The 17411-nt window shown below is 32.3% G+C and carries 13 protein-coding genes and 1 pseudogene; 7 read left to right on the top strand and 7 right to left on the bottom strand.

Annotated elements, in window-relative coordinates; genetic code table 11:
- Window positions 1-340: 340 nt before the first annotated feature.
- On the bottom strand, window positions 341-2296 hold the full coding sequence (locus LX95_RS00005; RefSeq protein WP_111539377.1) for a putative porin: 1956 nt from the start codon (window positions 2294-2296) through the stop codon (window positions 341-343).
- Window positions 2297-2397: 101 nt separating this feature from the next.
- Between LX95_RS00005 and LX95_RS00010 the strand changes: the two genes are divergently transcribed.
- Together LX95_RS00010 and LX95_RS00015 are read left to right on the top strand one after the other, a co-directional pair.
- Window positions 2398-3006: a ribonuclease HII gene (locus LX95_RS00010; RefSeq protein WP_111539378.1), complete on the top strand. Its 609-nt coding sequence runs from the start codon at window positions 2398-2400 to the stop codon at window positions 3004-3006.
- A gap of 72 nt (window positions 3007-3078) precedes the next feature.
- Window positions 3079-5547 (top strand): hypothetical protein, encoded by a 2469-nt coding sequence (locus tag LX95_RS00015; protein ID WP_111539379.1) that lies wholly within the window; start codon window positions 3079-3081, stop codon window positions 5545-5547.
- Here LX95_RS00015 and LX95_RS00020 read toward each other — a convergent pair.
- The 3 genes from LX95_RS00020 to LX95_RS00030 all read right to left on the bottom strand — a co-directional run bounded on the left by LX95_RS00020 (window position 5544) and on the right by LX95_RS00030 (window position 8718).
- Window positions 5544-6743, bottom strand: a complete 1200-nt coding sequence (locus tag LX95_RS00020) for a bifunctional alpha/beta hydrolase/OsmC family protein (RefSeq protein ID WP_111539380.1) — start codon at window positions 6741-6743, stop codon at window positions 5544-5546. The genes LX95_RS00015 and LX95_RS00020 overlap by 4 nt on opposite strands.
- A gap of 73 nt (window positions 6744-6816) precedes the next feature.
- Window positions 6817-7524, bottom strand: coding sequence for a lipoyl(octanoyl) transferase LipB (gene lipB / locus LX95_RS00025; RefSeq protein ID WP_111539381.1), 708 nt, complete (start codon window positions 7522-7524; stop codon window positions 6817-6819).
- 78 nt (window positions 7525-7602) lie between these two features.
- Complete coding sequence (locus LX95_RS00030; RefSeq protein WP_170116554.1) at window positions 7603-8718, bottom strand: T9SS type A sorting domain-containing protein; 1116 nt, start codon at window positions 8716-8718, stop codon at window positions 7603-7605.
- Window positions 8719-8853: 135 nt separating this feature from the next.
- On the opposite strand from LX95_RS00030, the gene lysS reads away from it, so the two are divergent.
- Window positions 8854-10548 (top strand): lysine--tRNA ligase, encoded by a 1695-nt coding sequence (gene lysS / locus LX95_RS00035; RefSeq protein ID WP_111539383.1) that lies wholly within the window; start codon window positions 8854-8856, stop codon window positions 10546-10548.
- Between the two features lie 184 nt (window positions 10549-10732).
- Here the strand turns inward: lysS and yiaA are convergent, their stop codons facing one another.
- A complete protein-coding gene (gene yiaA, locus LX95_RS00040) occupies window positions 10733-11191 on the bottom strand; it encodes an inner membrane protein YiaA (protein ID WP_394340385.1) in 459 nt (152 codons plus the stop codon).
- 163 nt (window positions 11192-11354) lie between these two features.
- On the opposite strand from yiaA, the gene LX95_RS00045 reads away from it, so the two are divergent.
- The gene (locus tag LX95_RS00045) at window positions 11355-12830 is read left to right on the top strand and encodes a hypothetical protein (protein WP_111539385.1); all 1476 of its coding nucleotides are present in this window, start codon (window positions 11355-11357) and stop codon (window positions 12828-12830) included.
- 78 nt (window positions 12831-12908) lie between these two features.
- Here LX95_RS00045 and LX95_RS00050 read toward each other — a convergent pair whose 3' ends face one another.
- The gene (locus tag LX95_RS00050; RefSeq protein ID WP_111539386.1) at window positions 12909-13481 is read right to left on the bottom strand and encodes a DUF937 domain-containing protein; all 573 of its coding nucleotides are present in this window, start codon (window positions 13479-13481) and stop codon (window positions 12909-12911) included.
- A gap of 166 nt (window positions 13482-13647) precedes the next feature.
- Between LX95_RS00050 and LX95_RS00055 the strand changes: the two genes are divergently transcribed.
- Window positions 13648-14220, top strand: a complete 573-nt coding sequence (locus LX95_RS00055) for a hypothetical protein (RefSeq protein ID WP_111539387.1) — start codon at window positions 13648-13650, stop codon at window positions 14218-14220.
- Between the two features lie 77 nt (window positions 14221-14297).
- Window positions 14298-16778: a zinc-dependent metalloprotease gene (locus LX95_RS00060; protein ID WP_111539388.1), complete on the top strand. Its 2481-nt coding sequence runs from the start codon at window positions 14298-14300 to the stop codon at window positions 16776-16778.
- Window positions 16779-16839: 61 nt separating this feature from the next.
- Here LX95_RS00060 and LX95_RS14880 read toward each other — a convergent pair.
- Window positions 16840-16930 (bottom strand): annotated as a pseudogene (locus LX95_RS14880) (exosortase F system-associated membrane protein); the annotation flags it as partial.
- An 83-nt stretch (window positions 16931-17013) separates the two neighbouring features.
- Here LX95_RS14880 and LX95_RS00070 point away from each other — a divergent pair.
- Complete coding sequence (locus tag LX95_RS00070) at window positions 17014-17388, top strand: hypothetical protein (protein ID WP_111539389.1); 375 nt, start codon at window positions 17014-17016, stop codon at window positions 17386-17388.
- Window positions 17389-17411: the final 23 nt, after the last annotated feature.

The raw sequence follows: 17411 nt of genomic DNA on the forward strand, positions 1-17411 counted from the left end.
ATTTATTTTTTATTTTTTGAAAGCCAATCTCACAATGAACACACTCAACTCTATTTCGCTAAGCGGATGCAAAACTAATACTTATTTTTAATTAAACAAGCCTTTTTTGAAAATTAATTTTTTTTATTTTTAACTCCAAAAAACAATCCTTAAAACTCAATGAACTACCGCGCTAAGCGGGGTGCAAATATACAACCCTTTTTCCCTAACCAACAAATAAAATCGCAACTTTTATTTAATATTTTCTTAATGCATTGATAATGAAAAACGTGTAGACGAAATTTTATTAGCTAACATTAATATGCATTCTTAAAACCATCTATAAAGTTAGAAAATAGACCTACAAAAAGAAATTCCACACTAAACCAAAGCGGACAACAAAATCTCTATAAGGGTATGATGGAGCTGCATAATCACTATTTCCTGTGAAAATTCTAGTCATGTTCTCTAACTTAAAAAATATTCTAGTCTGCTTTACTTTCGCATTAAAGAAGTAGTCTACACTATATTGATTATCTAATTGAAATGAATTTTGCACTACATAATCCCCCAAAATAGGATCGTATGCATTAGGGTTAAATTTAGTGAAATAGTTAAAAGTAAAACCAGTTTGTAGAAAGAGAGCCTTATTAAATAGGTAATCTTCATAATAAAGAGAGTTTCTTGTAACAAAATCTGGAACTCGAAACACTTCACCCCCACTACTTACGTGTTGATACATCAAGGTATTATCTAGCTTAAAGCGATTGAAGGCAAACACCTTATTTACTTTTAATTTTAAATAATCAATTTTTTGACTGTATTGAAACGGTTTAACCAACGTATCTGCACTACTTTCTTGGTCTGGGTTATCTGTAAAACCAAAATAAGTATGATTATTAATCTGGACAAATAAGACTTCCGCGTTAAGCAACTTCTCGGACTTTAAAGCTATTTTGATTTTTTGTTCTTCGATATTCTCAAAATCATTGCTCCAATTATAATTTACGTAATCACTTTGAAATAAGAGGTAATTAAAATCTGGTGTTCTACTTATTGTTTGGATGCTTGCCGACAGTCTGTTTTCTTTATCTAAACTATAACCTGCTTCACCGTATAAATTAGATCCTGTATATTCTCCGTTAACATTTGCCTCTATATTACCATATACGTCAAATTCTTGAATTCTATTTTGATATTCTGCCCCAGCTGAAATTACATCTTCTTGAACACGATTAGGAATAATAGTGTTATTTAAAACAAGTTTTGTTTGGTAACCGTAATTAAGATTATAATGCTTGGCCCTAACACTTAGCTTTCCTAAAGTTTTATTTTCGTATATACCTTTAAGAGTATTAGATACGTTTTGATATTCTGCTTCATCTCTTAAGCCCGATGTCTCAAAGGCTTCTCCAAAGCCTGCAAATGCGGCACTTTGACTGTAGTGATATTCCTTATCTGTAAAATTTAATGTATGTTCTAGTTTTACAGAGTTAGTAGACAAAGAATCTTTTGGGGCTATTATTGCATAATCGTGTTTTAAGAAAAAACGTTTAGCTAACAAGATGGATTCAGCATCTTGAAAATTAACTTCTAATAAGTTTCGCTCACTAAAATCATCTGCTCCAGATTGGTATTGAAGATTGGCTAATGTTGTTAAGCCTCCATTTTCTTCGGCAGATAAGTCTTGGGATACAAAATGGGTTTTTAGTTGATAGCGTTTATTCTTTGAATGGTAACTCCCGCCAAAGCGAAAACTACCTTGACTTGTTAAATTGTTTTGGTATTTCCCTAAAGACCTTAATCCTTTATAAGCAATAAAGAAATTAACTTGTGGACTTATATTGGAGGTAAAAAAAGCATCGAGATTTTGTCCTTGTTCAAAAGTGGTTTTAAAAAATAATTCAGTTAAAGGTGTTGGTACATTATAATAGAATATATCGTCTACCTCTAAATAAGGATATTGCTTTGCAGCTGCACCAATACCTGGAACCAAATTATCATCATCCAATTGATAAGCTAACTTGGTATAAGATTGCCCTACGTTGGAATACGGTAAAAGTTCGAAATTATCTTTTCTTAAATAATTAAACTTGTAGTCTTTATATATAGTAAGTGTAGTATCTACAAAAGTGGTATCATTTTTTACTGAAATGATTTTATAATCTGTAATAGGAGGTTTCTCTCGGTTATCGACAACAGTTTTATTATCGTCAAGTTGATTAGAGCTTGTACTCCCATCGTTATTTAACCTTAAGTCTTGGGCCAAGGTGATTATAGGTAGTACTAATAGTATTAAAAATAGAGTCTTTTTCATGGAGCACTTTAAGACCACAAAAGTATAATTTTTTTAATCAATTTAATTTATCTTAAAAAGATAGCTATATACTGTCTTTTAAATATGATAACTTTGCCGTTATGTTAGACCTTCAGTTTACAGATGATAAAGTTGAATGCGGCACAGACGAAGCTGGCAGAGGTTGCTTAGCAGGTCCTGTGACTGCTGCTGCTGTAATTTTAAAAAAAGATTTTTCTAGTTTAATTTTAAACGATAGCAAAAAACTGTCGCTAAAAAACAGAAATCTTTTAAAAATACTCATTAAAGAGAAAGCCGTTAGTTATGGAGTAGCTCATGTAATGATGAAAGAGATTGATAAAATCAACATTTTAAATGCTTCAATTAAAGCTATGCATTTATCTATTGATTCTCTTTCAGTAAAACCGGAGTTTATTTCCGTTGACGGAAATAAATTTCACCCATATCCAGATATCGATCATGCTTGTGTTATTAAAGGGGACGGCAAATATTTAAATATAGCCGCAGCATCTATCTTAGCAAAAACAGCTAGAGATGCTTTTATGGAGGAAATTCATGAGGAATACCCTATGTACAATTGGAAAAAAAACAAAGGATACCCTACCAAAGAACATCGAGAAGCGATAGAAAAATACGGTATTACAAAGTATCATCGTAAAAGCTTTAAATTACTTCCTACACAGCTTTCTCTAGAAATCCCAAACCCATAAATCACATATTTTTATATTTGTTTAACAGACTAGATTATTAAAAATATATACATTTATCCTACAATCGTCTTTATGAAAAAACTACTTCTACTTTTTATATGTATCTCCTTTTGGTCTTGCGAAGAAGAAGAAAAAAAACCTTCAGATCTTCTTAATTTTGTACCTCCAAATACAGCTGCTATTTTAAGTACAGATAATTTAGAAGAGTTTAGTAAAGAACTTCAGGAAAACTCTTACCTATCAAAAAACCGAGAGTTTCCTTTGTTTTCATTCTTTAGCGATGAGTTTACCAACTTAGAATACATTAGTGTAAATGATAAAAGTTTACTTTGCTTTAGTAAAATTGGTAGAAAAGAGGTAGCACTAACTTTAATTAGTAAAGAAACCCCCAAAATTAAAGACCTCTCTAAAATTGCTAATAAACAAGTAGAGAGTTATACGTATGACGAGATTACTGTAAAACATTATACCTTAGAAAATGTAGAAGCTTATGTTGCTAACCTAGCTTCTTTGCACGTGGTTAGCACATCTAAATTAGTATTAGAAAATATCATAAGAATATATAACGAGCCCATTCCTATAGATCCTACATTAAAAAAAATATATGGGGTCGCAAATGATTCTCATGCTTCTCTATTCTTTAATTATGCAGGAGTGGTAGATATCTATCAAGATTATAGCGTTAAGTCTACTAGTAACTTTCAAAATTTTACAGATTGGAGCGTAGTAGATATTGATGTAAGCACCAATGCCATAGAATTACACGGAGTTACACAATCTAACCCTTCAGAAAAAAGAATACTTTCTTTATTTAAAAATATAGACCCGCTAAAAAGTACTCTGGCCGAAGTAGTTCCTTTAAACGCTACGGGATACCTGAGCTTTACTTATGATAGTTTTGAAAAACTAGAGGAAAATTTAAAAGAGTATTACCAAAAAGTAATCACAGAAAACCCTCAAGCTGCACTTTTTCAATCGGCTCAAGAAATTGGTATTATTTATCAGCAAGAAAAACCTGTTGTAGTTCTTAATTCGATAGATGCCACCATTACAGAAAATGCCCTTATAGCCAATCAACAAGTATTTGAAGAGTTTAGAGGTATACCCATTTATACTTATGACCAGCCTAAAAGTTTTTCACAAACCTTTAGTCCGTTAATTCGTATTCAGCAATTGAAATACTACACAGTATTAGATCATTATTTCGCTTTCGCGGAAACCTCTAGTGCACTAGAAAATATGATCTCCAATTATCAAAACCGAACCACTTGGAGCTCACAAAAATCTTTTCAAAGCACGTTAAGTAAGCTAAGTGATGAATCAAGTTTATTAATAGTTGGATTTAATGAGCAGTTTTATAAAGCATTAAATACTTCCGTAAAGGAAAATATGCAAGAAGCTGTAAAAAACCTAAAGGTTAATGACTATGAAAGCTTTGCTGTTCAATTTATATACGATAAAAACTTTGCTCACATTCATGCAATCACTCAAAAGGCAGATGCACAAGAAACCACCGTTGGTAGTAAGCAAATTTCTAGCATTAAAACAGAAAAGAATATTCAAGGAACTCCTTTTCTATTTACCAATTGGCGAAATAAGCAAAAACAAATTATAGTACAAACACAAGATAATTTCATTAAAGCATATAATAGTCAAGGACAATTAAGTTGGAAAAAAGAACTTGACGGAAATATTATTGGAACCCCTCAAGAGATAGATATCTACAATAATGGTAGAATTCAGCTTGCCTTTACCACTCCGCATAAATTTTACATTATCGACAGAAATGGAAACAGTGTAAAACCATTTCCTATCGATTTTAAATCGCCCATCACACAAGAATTGGCAGTTTTTGACTACTCTAACAATAGTAAATATAGATTTGTAATTGTACAAGACAACAAAATAAGTATGTGGAATAAGGAAGGGAAACAAGTAAAAGGTTTTAAATTTTCTAAAACAACCTCAACCGTTACACAAACTCCAAAACACATAAGAATAGGTTCTAAAGATTATATCGTTGTCCCCGAAGAAAATGAAACGCTACATATTTTAGATCGTGTAGGTGAGGCACGAGTAAAAGTAAAAGAGAAGATAGATTTTTCTAGCAATGAATGGTATTTGTATCAAAATAAATTTACTTCTACCGATCTTGACGGAAACTTAATTCAAATCAGCGAAAGCGGGAAAACAAGTAAAGAAAATAAATCTTTTACTGAAACTCACCGAATAGATGCTACCACAAACTCTTTAGTAAGTCTTTCTGAAAATGAACTTGTTATTAAAGGGAAAAAAGTGAATTTAGATTTTGGCCTTTATACAGCTCCAAAAATATTCTATATTCATAATAAAATTTATGTTGCCATAACCGATACTCAAGCGAGTAAAGTATATGTTTTTGACAGTCAAGCTGAATTGCTTCCTGGGTTTCCAGTATATGGAAATTCAGAAATTGAAATAGAAAATATTGATGCTAAAGGAAGTTTAGAATTTATCGTAAAAGGAGAAGATGATAGTGTTCTCCTTTATTCGCTCAACTAAAGTGATTCTCTTTCAACAGTTACCACTTTTGACCCTTGATGCAATGTTTTATGAACAGGACATTTATTAGCAATAGCGATAAGTCTTTTTCGTTGCTTTTCGTCAAGCTCGCCATGCATCACTATGTGTCGAGTAAATACATCTTTTAAAACTTCCTCTTCTACTTCTTCTTTAGTATGAGAGATATGAACTTCTACTTTTTGTAAATCCCATTCTTTTCTTTTAGCATAAAGCTGAAGTGTCATAGATGTACAAGCGGCAAGTCCTGCCGCAACCAGCTCATAAGGATTAGGGCCATAATCATTACCTCCTATATCTATGGGTTCATCGGCTACCATATAATGACTACCTACTTTCATTTGTGTAAGAAAATTATCCTCTTTAGACAAACTAGAGACTACCTCATCTTTAGTAGATAATTTTGCTTGCTGCGGAATCTCAACATAGCGAGAGGCCCAACCTGCAATTACTTTTCCTACATATAAAGAATCTTTTTTATTGGACAGTAAATGATCTGCTCCATCTAACGAAACAAAACTTTTAGGATGAAATGCGGCTTTGTAGATTTCTTCTGCATTATTGATGGAAACTGTAGTATCTTGTGGTGAATGCAATACAAGAATTGCCTTTTTCTGCTTCGCTACAAGATCTAATAAAGATTGATTTTCTAGATCATCTAGAAACTGTTTCTTAATGGTAAATGGTCTTCCGCTAAGTAAAACATTCGCCACACCATTTTGTGAAATTTCCTCTACACTGTCTTGCAATAACTTTTTAACATGAACTGGCTCACTTGGCGCTCCAATGGTTGCTATAGCCGTTATACTTTCTATTTCGTTTGCTGCAAAATATACTGCAGCCCCGCCTAAAGAATGGCCTACTAATAGTGTTGGTGCTTTGTAATTTTCTTTTAAAAAATCTGCTGCAGCTATTAAATCTTGAACATTACCAGAAAAATTGGTTTCTGCAAACTCTCCATCGCTTTCGCCTAAACCTGTAAAATCAAAACTAAGAACACCAAACCCTTGACTAGTTAAAGCATTGCTTACATTTTTTATGGCAAGCAAATTTTTAGTACAGGTAAAGCAATGCGCAAAAATCACAAAATTATGAGGATCTTGATCTAAAGGAAGTGCTATTTTACCTGCTAGTTGCTGGTTTTGATGATTTTTAAAGTTTACTTTTCCAGATTTCATATTTTTCAGTCTAAGTTTTACTTATAAGAAGTCGAAATAAAAGCTGTATCCTATCAAAATTACAAACCTTTCTCTAATTTGTTTCTAACTCTGCTTCAAATAAAGTGCTAAAATGTTTAAGTAGTTTTTCTTTTACTTCAACCATTGAAATTTCATTTTTCCCTAACTCGACATTTAAAGAGGTGACTGCTTTTCCTTTTATACCACAAGGTATAATATGATCAAAGTAGCCTAAATTAGTATTTACATTAAGTGCAAAACCATGCATAGTTACCCACCTGCTGGCACGAACTCCCATAGCACAAATTTTACGTGCAAACGGTGTACCTACATCTAGCCAAACTCCTGTTTCCCCTTTGCTTCTTTCTGCTTTTAAGCCGTATTCCGCTAAGGTTAAAATTACCATTTCTTCTAGAAAGCGTAAATATTTATGAATGTCGGTAAAGAAATTCTCTAAATCTAAAATGGGGTAGCCTACAATTTGTCCAGGGCCATGATAAGTAATGTCTCCTCCTCTATTTATCTTATAAAAGGTTGCATTTTTAAGCGCTAATTGTTCTTGGCTTAGTAATAAATTGCTCAAATCTCCGCTCTTACCCAAAGTATATACATGAGGGTGTTCTACAATAAGCAATGTATTTTTGGTATGTTCTTGAGCGTCTTCTCTGCGGTTTCTAATTTTTGTATCTAAGATCTCTTGAAAAATTTCTTGTTGATATTCCCAAGTTTCTTTGTAATCTCTTAACCCTAATTCTTGAAGCTGAACCAAGTTATTTTTCATGAAGCAAGTCTTACTTAATTTAAAAAGCAAAGGTACGATTATTCATCGTACCTTTTAAAACTTCAAGTAAATACAGACTTAATAAATTATGATCTTTTGTGGTGTTGTTTGACTTTCGCCTTGTATTTGCAAGAAGTATGTCCCTTTAATTAAGTTAGAAATATCTAAAGTATAAATATTTTGAACTTTAGAAAAAGAAAAAGATTGTACTTTCTGTCCTATTATATTATACACTTCTATTTTATTAATCGAATAATAATTATTTGAACTCACATAAATTTTTCCGTTCGCCGGATTTGGATACACATCTAATTCTACATTATCTAGAGTCCTAACAGCCAAAGTTACATTAGATTCTAAATAATCTGGTGTTCCGCTATTATCGGTATCATCATCGGTAGGGTCACCATTATTATTATAATCTTCATCGGCAGTTAGAACTCCATCATCATCGTCATCATTATCTTCAAAATTTCTTAGTCCGTCGCCATCGGTATCATCATCATTTAAATTTCCGTTACCATCTAAATCTTCCACTGCTGTGCCTACCAAATCGTTATCTAAATCTATAGTACAATCTATGACTATTAAATTAAAAGTGGTCATAGAAACACAACCTGAAGTGGCATTAGTTACAGTAACGTAAATGGTTTGGGGCTGATGGGTATTTGTAAATGCTGAAGGGTTTGCTATTTCATTAACTCCAGCATCTGCATCAGCTTGACTGAGAAAAAAAGATACATCGAACATAGTAGGGTTTTGAGTACCTAGCACTACTGATGAATTAAGAATTAAGTCAAATATGGCAAAGCCTCCTCCAATATCACAATAAATTAAATCGGGAGTTGGGTTGGCTATGGGAGCATGATTAATGATTAGATTTAATGTAGAAATTGCGCTATTAGTGGTTGAAATCTCTTCTACGCGAGAAAATAACACGTCTCCATTTAATCCTGTATAAGGTGAAGAAATCGCATTTACTCCATTTGCAGCGTCTGCTTGTGTAAAATGATAGGTAACAACAAATTGATTTGCAGGCTGAGCACCTAATACATCTGTATCTGCCATGATCAAATCAAAAATAGCAGTTCCAGTGATACTAGCACTACAAACCGTTAAAGTTGCTGGATTTGCAGTTTGAGCAAAAACTTGAATTTGAATACCTATAAATAACAATAGTAGTAGTTTTTTCATCATAAAGGTTTAAGGTTAGTTTAAATAGAACAATCCTTTTTAAGAATATCCTACTTTTCTCTAAAAGCTTCTTTTGCTTTTTTTGATTGCTAAAAAGTTTGTAATTATCTTTGCGGCTTCATTTAAATAGAAACTATGCAATTATCTGAACAAGAACTTGTACGTAGAGAAAAATTAGCTTCTCTAAGAAAATTAGGCATCAACCCATATCCGGCAGATTTGTATCCGGTTAACCATACTTCCGTAAAGATTAAACAGGAGTTTGAGGAAGGCAAAAAGGTGATTATTGCAGGGAGATTAATGTCTAGAAGAATACAAGGAAAAGCTTCTTTTGCAGAATTACAAGATTCTCAAGGACGCATTCAGGTATATTTTAATCGAGATGAGATTTGTACTGGCGATGATAAAACCCAATATAACGACGTTTACAAGAAACTACTTGATATTGGTGATTTTATAGGAATTGAAGGAGAACTTTTTAATACGCAAGTGGGTGAAAAAACTGTAATGGTTAAGAAGTTTGTTTTACTTAGCAAAGCTTTAAAGCCTTTACCTTTACCTAAAGTAGATAAAGAAGGAAAAGAATTTGATAAGTTTAACGATCCAGAAATGCGTTACCGTCAGCGTTATGCAGATTTGGCCGTTAACCCTAAAGTAAAAGATATTTTTGTAAAGCGCACCAAGTTGTTTACCGCAATGCGAAATTTCTTTAATGACAAAGGTTATTTTGAAGTAGAGACTCCTATCCTACAATCTATTCCTGGTGGAGCAGCAGCAAGACCTTTTGTAACGCATCACAACGCTTTAGATATTCCGCTATATTTAAGAATTGCCAATGAGTTGTATTTAAAAAGATTGATTGTTGGTGGTTTTGATGGGGTTTATGAGTTTTCTAAAAACTTTAGGAACGAAGGAATGGACAGAACCCATAATCCAGAATTTACCGCTATGGAAATCTATGTAGCTTACAAAGACTACAATTGGATGATGGACTTTACGGAAAAACTACTTGAGCATTGTGCTACTTCCGTTAACGGAACTACCGAAGCTACTTTTGGGGAACATAATATTAATTTCAAAGCTCCATATAAAAGAGTAACGATGACCGATTCTATTAAAGAATTTACCGGTTTTGACATTACTGGAAAATCTGAAGAAGAACTTCGAGCGGCGGCTTTAGAAATGGGATTAGAAGTAGATGAGACCATGGGTAAAGGAAAGTTGATCGATGAGATATTTGGAGAAAAATGTGAAGGCAATTACATACAACCTACCTTTATTACAGATTATCCAAAAGAAATGAGTCCGCTTTGTAAAGAGCACCGAGATAATCCAGATTTAACAGAGCGTTTTGAGTTAATGGTCTGCGGAAAAGAAATTGCCAATGCTTATTCTGAATTGAACGACCCTATTGACCAACGTGAGCGTTTTGAAGAACAATTAAAGTTAGCTGAAAAAGGAGACGATGAGGCTACAGAGTTTATAGATCAAGATTTCTTACGTGCTTTAGAATACGGAATGCCTCCTACTTCTGGTTTAGGAATTGGAATGGATAGATTAATCATGTTTTTAACTAACAATCCTTCTATACAAGAAGTATTATTCTTCCCACAAATGCGCCCAGAACGTAAAAAAGTAGAATTAAGCGAAGAAGAGAAAACAATTTTAGATTTACTAAAAAAGGAGTCTCCACAAGAATTGGAAAGTTTAAAAAATGCTTCTGGTCTAAGTAATAAAAAATGGGATAAAGCTACCAAAGGCTTGCGCAAACATAAATTAGCGAACGTTAATAAAACCGACGAAGGTTTGTTTATAGCCTTAGAAAAATAAAAGAGTTTTATCCTCAGCTTATTTAAAGGGTATTTTATAAAAGAAAAAAGGAATCATTCTTTACGGAATGATTCCTTTTTTTGTTCCATCTTCTTCTTTAGTTTGAAAAAACGGCTCTAAATAATTATTTAGAGCCGTTTACAAACATCAAAACAGAACTTATTTAAAGTTCTGTTTTGGTGTTTTACTTATCTTCTCTATCAATCCATTTTATATCTCTTGTGTTTTTCTGTACCGCAATAGCACTAAATAAAGCCAAGGTAAACGACATGCCGTAAAAACCTTTTTCGCTCAATTCTAAATCGGCGTTCCAAAGTCCTATAATTAATAACAAAATAGAAGCAATGGTGGTTACCCAACTAATACCATAATAGACATCGGTTACGGGAATATCCTCTTGTTTATCTCTCACACTTTTTTGTACCGAAATCACAGAAAACAGTCCGAATAAAAGGATGGTAAAATAATATCCCTTTTCATTAAGTAGCATCTCTGCATTCCATAATCCAATACAAAAGGATATCATTCCTATAAATAAAGCCGACCAAGAAGCAGATACAAATGCTCCTGTAGGTTTTCCGTTAAACGGATTTCTTTTGGTTTTCTTTAATTCTACTTGTTCATTTTTAAAATCTGTTTGCATTTCCATAATTCTATGTTTTTGATGTTTGTACTTACAAAGATGCGAGAAGCTTCAACCTACAGCTAATCTAAATTTTATATATTCTTACGATTCAAATGAAATAAAAATTTAATTATATACTAAATTTACTAGTATATTAGCACATTTAACTTACGATTAAATTATGTTATTAATTAATTTAGTAGAAGCTCTAAGCGCTGAAGAGCAACAAAAAGTTCTCAAATTTTTAAAAGACAACAATCAACGTGGTGATGCTAAAAACATTTTATTGTTTAACTATATCCGTAAAGGGAAAACAGATTGTTTAGATGAAAGAATTTACGGCAAACCATCCAAAAATGCATTTTATGCGCTCTGTAACCGACTTCAAGAAAATATCATTGAAGTTATTGCTGCGCACAGCTTTTCGGGAGAAACATCTGAAGAAATCACATGTTTAAAATTATTATTAGCCAGTCGTATATTTTTTGAAAAGCAAGTTCTTCCTTTAGCAGTAAAAACGCTACAACGTTCAGAAGATTTAGCTAAAAAATTTGAATTATACAGTATTCTTAATGAAGTTTATCATACCAAAATACAATACGCAAAACACCAAAAAAGCAAGTCTTTATCTGATCTTTTTAATGAAGCCAACAAAAACTTAGCATCTTTTAATAACGAGTTTCTACTCAATATGGCTTACGCCGAAATTGAAACAGGACTTAAAAAGAATCCGCTTCAGAACTCGAAAAAGTTAGTTGAAAATGTGTTTTCAAAATTTCATATTAAAGCAGAAGACACCCTTACTTTTAAATCTTTATTTCAACTGCTTAGTATATTGTCCGCGGCAGCGAAACAACAAAGTGATTATTTTGACATTTTAGGGTATTCTACTACACTCTTTAACATCGTAAAAAAGAAGTCTCATCTTATAGAAAAACACCAGTATTATTATCTACATATGCTAAGCTTAATGGCTAATATTTATTTTAGAACTAAGAATTTTAAAAAATCGCTTCTACTTATAGGAGAATTAAAAGAGAAATCCCAAGACAACAAATTTGGTGATATTTTTCAGGAAGATCTAACTTTACTTAAAGCACTCAATCTTATTTACACCAATCAACTTAAAAACGCTATAATAACTTTAGAAGATTCTAGTCTTAAAACTCCTAACCTCAACCTCACCTTAGCGGTTTGCTTTATTCTTCAACAAAAGCATCAAAAAGCTTATCATTTATTAAAAGAATTTCAGCATAGCGATCACTGGTATGAGAAAAAAATAGATTTATTGTGGGTAATTAAAAAGAATTTGATTCATATTATAGTTCTTATAGAATTAGAAAAAGTAGATTTAGTATATGATCATTTTCAATCTTTTTATAAACGCTTTGGCAACCGACTTAAAGTTTTAGGTGAAATTCGAATTCTTACATTTATGCAATTAGTGAAACTTTACTTTGACCATCCCGAGGATAACAATTCAATGAAACTCAAATATCAATTAGAAAATAGTTTTATAGATATGTCTAAAAAACCTGCCGATATTTTGATGTTAGGGTTTTATTCTTGGATAAAATCTAAAATAGAAAAAAAAGATGTCTACGGAGTACTTTTAAATATTTTAGACTCTTCATCTGATTCTAACCCAATAGATTAATTGAAATATTAATAAGAAAAAGCCTTTTCTAGAAATTAAATTCTTAAAAAGGCTTATTTTTTCTATGGATAAGATTCTTTAGAAGAGCCCTCCAAGACCACCACCGCCGTCTTTTTTATTTCCTCCTAAAAAATTTCCAGCAATATCATTTAGCATAGACGCATCTTTATCTCCGCTCGTTCCCATCGCAGAACCTAATAAAGATGACAAACCACCGCCACTATTTTGCTTTTGTTTTCCTAAAAAGCCCATAACCAAAGGCATTGCCATTTTAATGATTTTCCCAACAGATGAAGCATCTACTCCTGTCATTTTACTAATGTTTGCTGTTAAGGCAGATTCTTTTCCACCGCTCAAAACATTTCCTAAAATCCCAGCTCCTTTACCCAATAAGCTGCTGTTATCTCCACCTAACATTCCGCTAAGGTTATTTAAAATAGAACCATCATGTTCTTCAGACTCTAATGCCTTATTAAGATTCTCTTCTCCTTCTTTGGTATTAGCGTTAGATTTCATAGCACCTAATATGGCGGGCAAAGCCATAGAAAGAACCGAACCTGTTTTTTCTTTAGAAACGCCAACTTCTTTGCTTGCTCCATTGATTAAATTTTGACCTGCTTCTGTTTTTAATAAATCTAAAATTGATGCCATTGTATATTTTATTTAAGTTGCGATAACAAGTTAATTAATTTATATGAGATTACATATTTTTATTTTTCACGCTACATAGACTAAAGAAAATAGAAACACTAAGTTTTTTTTATAGTAAATTAGAAGCGAATAACTCATCTGTCTTTTTATCAAGCAAGCTAACTATATGTTCCCTCAAGAACTTCCTAAACAACGACATTGGTTAATATCTTATTTAGAGGTAGGGAAACTTCTTTATTTTTCTCTATTCTTATTTGTTTTAGAATCTTATATATATGGGTACTTTTTATATAAAGCTTTACAAAATGCCTCCGCTTTATTTTCTGTATTTTGGCTAGTAAGCTTTCTATTTTCTTTTGTACATATTTTCCTAGTGCTTATGGATGGTTGGTCACGTTATCAAAACTATAAACGAGTAAAAGATCAATTTTATATTTACGGATTCAATACTAAAACAGCGAATCATTACAAAGGATCAAAATGTCAAAGAAGTGCTATCATTACTGCCTCTAAAGAATTAGGACTAAAAGAAAAAGCTATATCATTTTATAAGCGACAAGGGATTAAATGGTACTATTTTATTCCGCAGTTTATGATTAAAGATCCTTTTTTTATAATAAAACGTAGTTTTTGGTCGAGGACATTTATGGAAAAAAAGTATGTGTCAAAATTTGATTTCCGTAAAATAAAACAACAACAAAGTATTAATCATCTAAAGATTAGTCTAGAGGAAAATTAAATTCTTAAGGTAGAGTTAAACCATTATACTTTTCTTTGGTCAAAGTAATAAGAAACACTTAAATCAACTATATATTCATGAATAAATCATTATTATTTAAAACTTGCCTTATCGGAATAAGCCTTTCGTTAAGCAGTTGTGCTATTTTTCAAAAAAAGCAAGCTCCGCAAGCTAAAGCCGAAACCTCTAAAAAGGGAGACATTAAAGATTATAAAAAGGTAATTACCAAAGATGCAAAATCTGACCAAGGATTATTTACCGTCCATCAACTAGACAAAAAGTATTTTTACGAAATTCCAGATACGCTTTTTAACCGTGAAATGTTAATGGTAACAAGAATTGCTAAAACTGCAAACGGACTAGGATTTGGGGGAGGAAAACAAAACACTCAAGTACTTCGCTGGCAAAAAAAAGGCGATGATGTCTTACTTAGAGTTGTTTCTCACGAAGTAGTAGCTGCAGATTCTCTTCCGGTTCATGAGGCGGTTGTCAACTCTAATTTTGAGCCTATTTTATATTCTTTTCCTATTAAAGCATTCCATAAAGACTCTATCAATAATAATACGGTAATTGAAGTAACCGATTTATATAAGAAAGATATTGCTGCACTTGGTTTTCCACAATCCAGAAGGAAAAATTATAAAATCTCTCGTTTAGATGACGATAGATCTTACATCGATACAATTAGAAGTTTCCCTAAAAACATTGAGGTAAGACACGTAAAAACTTATAACGCTTCGCAACCACCATCAAATAGTGCAACGGGTTCTATTTCTTTAGAATTTAGCAACTCTATGATATTGCTACCAAAAACTCCAATGAAAAGGCGCTATTTCGATGAGCGTGTGGGCTGGTTTGCAAGAAGTCAAACCGATTATGGTCTAAGTGCACAAAAAAGTAAAGAGGTTACCTATTTAGACCGTTGGAAATTAGAAGTAAAAGAAGAAGACAAGCAAAAGTTTTTAAATGGTGAATTAGTAGAGCCAAAAAAACAAATTGTTTATTACATAGATAGAGCGACTCCAAAGCAATGGGTTCCTTACATTAAACAAGGGATTGAAGATTGGCAAGTTGCCTTTGAAGCTGCAGGTTTTAAAAATGCGATTATTGCTAAAGAAGCTCCAAGCAAAGAAGAAGATCCAGACTGGAGTCCAGAAGATGTTAGATATTCTGTAGTTAGGTATTTAGCTTCTCCTATTCCTAATGCAAATGGACCACACGTTAGTGATCCACGTTCGGGAGAAATTTTAGAATCAGATATTAACTGGTATCACAATGTAATGACTTTATTGAGAAACTGGTTTTTTGTACAAACCGCAGCCATCAATGAAGACGCTCGTGGTGTAGAATTTAAAGATGAGGTGATGGGAAGACTTATTCGTTTTGTTTCTTCACATGAAGTAGGTCACACTTTAGGTTTACCACACAATATGGGAAGTAGTGTTGCCTACAAAGTAGAAGATTTACGTAACCCAGAATTCACTGAAAAATATGGAACCGCTCCATCTATTATGGATTACGCTCGTTTCAATTATATCGCTCAACCAGGAGATGGTGATGTTGCCTTAATGCCTAATATTGGTATTTATGATAAGTATTCTATTAGTTGGGGTTACAGGCCTATTTTAGATAAATCTGCAAAAGAAGAAAAACCTATTTTAGATGAATGGATTCTAGAACATGCAGGAAACCCAATGTATCGTTTCGGAAGCCAACAAAGCGGTAGTACTATCGACCCAAGTTCTCAAACCGAAGATTTAGGAGATGACAGCATGTTAGCTAGTGAGTATGGTATTAAAAATCTTAAAAGAATCGTGCCTAATCTTATAGAGTGGACTGCAGAAGACGGTAAAGACTATCAAGATTTAGACGATTTATATAAACAAATATTAAGTCAGTATAATAGATATATGGGCCATGTAACTGCTAATATTGGAGGTGTATATGAGCATTACAAAACTTACGATCAAGAAGGCGCGGTTTATACTCACGTTGACACGGAAAAACAAAAAAGAGCTATGAGCTTTTTACAAGATCAATTGTTTACCACACCAGAGTGGTTATTAGATGCATCTATATTTAATAAAATTGAATTTGACGGAAGCGTAGAGCGTTTGAGAAGCTACCAAGTAAGAACCTTAAATAATATTCTTGATTTTGGAAGAATGGCAAGGTTAATTGAAAATGAAACCATCAATGAAAATGCTTATGGTTTATTAGATATGATGAGCGATTTAAGATCTGGAGTATTTAGTGAACTCTCTAGAGGAAATACAATAGATATCTATAGAAGAAACCTTCAAAGAGCCTATGTAGACAGAATGGCTTACTTAATGAAAGAAAAGCAAAACTCAATTCCTTCAAAATATAGAAATTGGATTAATCATAGTGATATTAATGTAGAGCAAAGTGATATTCGTCCTGTAGTAAGAGCAGAACTTAATAATCTAAAAAGAGAAGTACAGCGTGCTATTGGTAGAACATCAGATAAAATGAGTAGATACCACTTACAAGATTTAGTAGAAAGAATAGATATTATTTTAGACCCTAGAGGATAAGATAATTCCAACTATTAATTATCATTTAAAAACCGACTTACGAGTCGGTTTTTTTTATGTTCTATTGGTAATAAAATGCCGGTAATAATAAAAATTAAGAAGAGCGGCTGAATTAAAAATCGACGCACATAGAATAAAAACATATAGTTTTCAGACAAATATTATTAGTTCTGTCTATCTTTTTTGAAAAAAAATGTATATTTATCCCACATATTTTAACTAAAAACCCATTAAAATGAAAAAAATACTTACACTTGTTGCTTTCAGTTTAGCATTCTTAACATTTTCACCAGATATGAATGCACAAGAAAAGAGAGTTAATAACGATGAAATTCGTACAGAAACTAGAAAGCAGGTAGAAATGTTAACTAGAAGTTTAGATTTAGATGTTGACGATCAAAAAAGAATGGAAAGAAGTCTTTATGCTTATAATTTAAATACAGAAATTCATGTGAATAATGCTTCTAAAAAAGATGATGCATATTTTTTAAACAAGGAAAAATTTGAAAATTCATTAAGATCAACTACTAAAAAATTCTTAGATGATGGGCAGTATCAAAAATTTCTAAAAGAAATTAAATTATCACCATCAGAGAAAGTAAAGAAATAAGAATAGATAAATTATCATCTGTT

Source organism: Mesonia algae (genome assembly GCF_003253545.1).
GTDB lineage: Bacteria > Bacteroidota > Bacteroidia > Flavobacteriales > Flavobacteriaceae > Mesonia > Mesonia algae.

Excerpts from the sequence above, each read along its gene's own strand:
- LX95_RS00030 (WP_170116554.1), bottom strand. The coding sequence starts at position 8,718 with ATGAAAAAACTACTACTATTGTTATTTATAGGTATTCAAATTCAAGTT.
- LX95_RS00015 (WP_111539379.1), top strand. The coding sequence starts at position 3,079 with ATGAAAAAACTACTTCTACTTTTTATATGTATCTCCTTTTGGTCTTGC.
- LX95_RS00020 (WP_111539380.1), bottom strand. The coding sequence starts at position 6,743 with ATGAAATCTGGAAAAGTAAACTTTAAAAATCATCAAAACCAGCAACTA.
- LX95_RS00045 (WP_111539385.1), top strand. The coding sequence starts at position 11,355 with ATGTTATTAATTAATTTAGTAGAAGCTCTAAGCGCTGAAGAGCAACAA.
- LX95_RS00005 (WP_111539377.1), bottom strand. The coding sequence starts at position 2,296 with ATGAAAAAGACTCTATTTTTAATACTATTAGTACTACCTATAATCACC.
- LX95_RS00055 (WP_111539387.1), top strand. The coding sequence starts at position 13,648 with ATGTTCCCTCAAGAACTTCCTAAACAACGACATTGGTTAATATCTTAT.
- LX95_RS00050 (WP_111539386.1), bottom strand. The coding sequence starts at position 13,481 with ATGGCATCAATTTTAGATTTATTAAAAACAGAAGCAGGTCAAAATTTA.
- yiaA (WP_394340385.1), bottom strand. The coding sequence starts at position 11,191 with ATGCAAACAGATTTTAAAAATGAACAAGTAGAATTAAAGAAAACCAAA.
- LX95_RS00070 (WP_111539389.1), top strand. The coding sequence starts at position 17,014 with ATGAAAAAAATACTTACACTTGTTGCTTTCAGTTTAGCATTCTTAACA.
- LX95_RS00060 (WP_111539388.1), top strand. The coding sequence starts at position 14,298 with ATGAATAAATCATTATTATTTAAAACTTGCCTTATCGGAATAAGCCTT.
- LX95_RS00010 (WP_111539378.1), top strand. The coding sequence starts at position 2,398 with ATGTTAGACCTTCAGTTTACAGATGATAAAGTTGAATGCGGCACAGAC.
- lysS (WP_111539383.1), top strand. The coding sequence starts at position 8,854 with ATGCAATTATCTGAACAAGAACTTGTACGTAGAGAAAAATTAGCTTCT.
- lipB (WP_111539381.1), bottom strand. The coding sequence starts at position 7,524 with ATGAAAAATAACTTGGTTCAGCTTCAAGAATTAGGGTTAAGAGATTAC.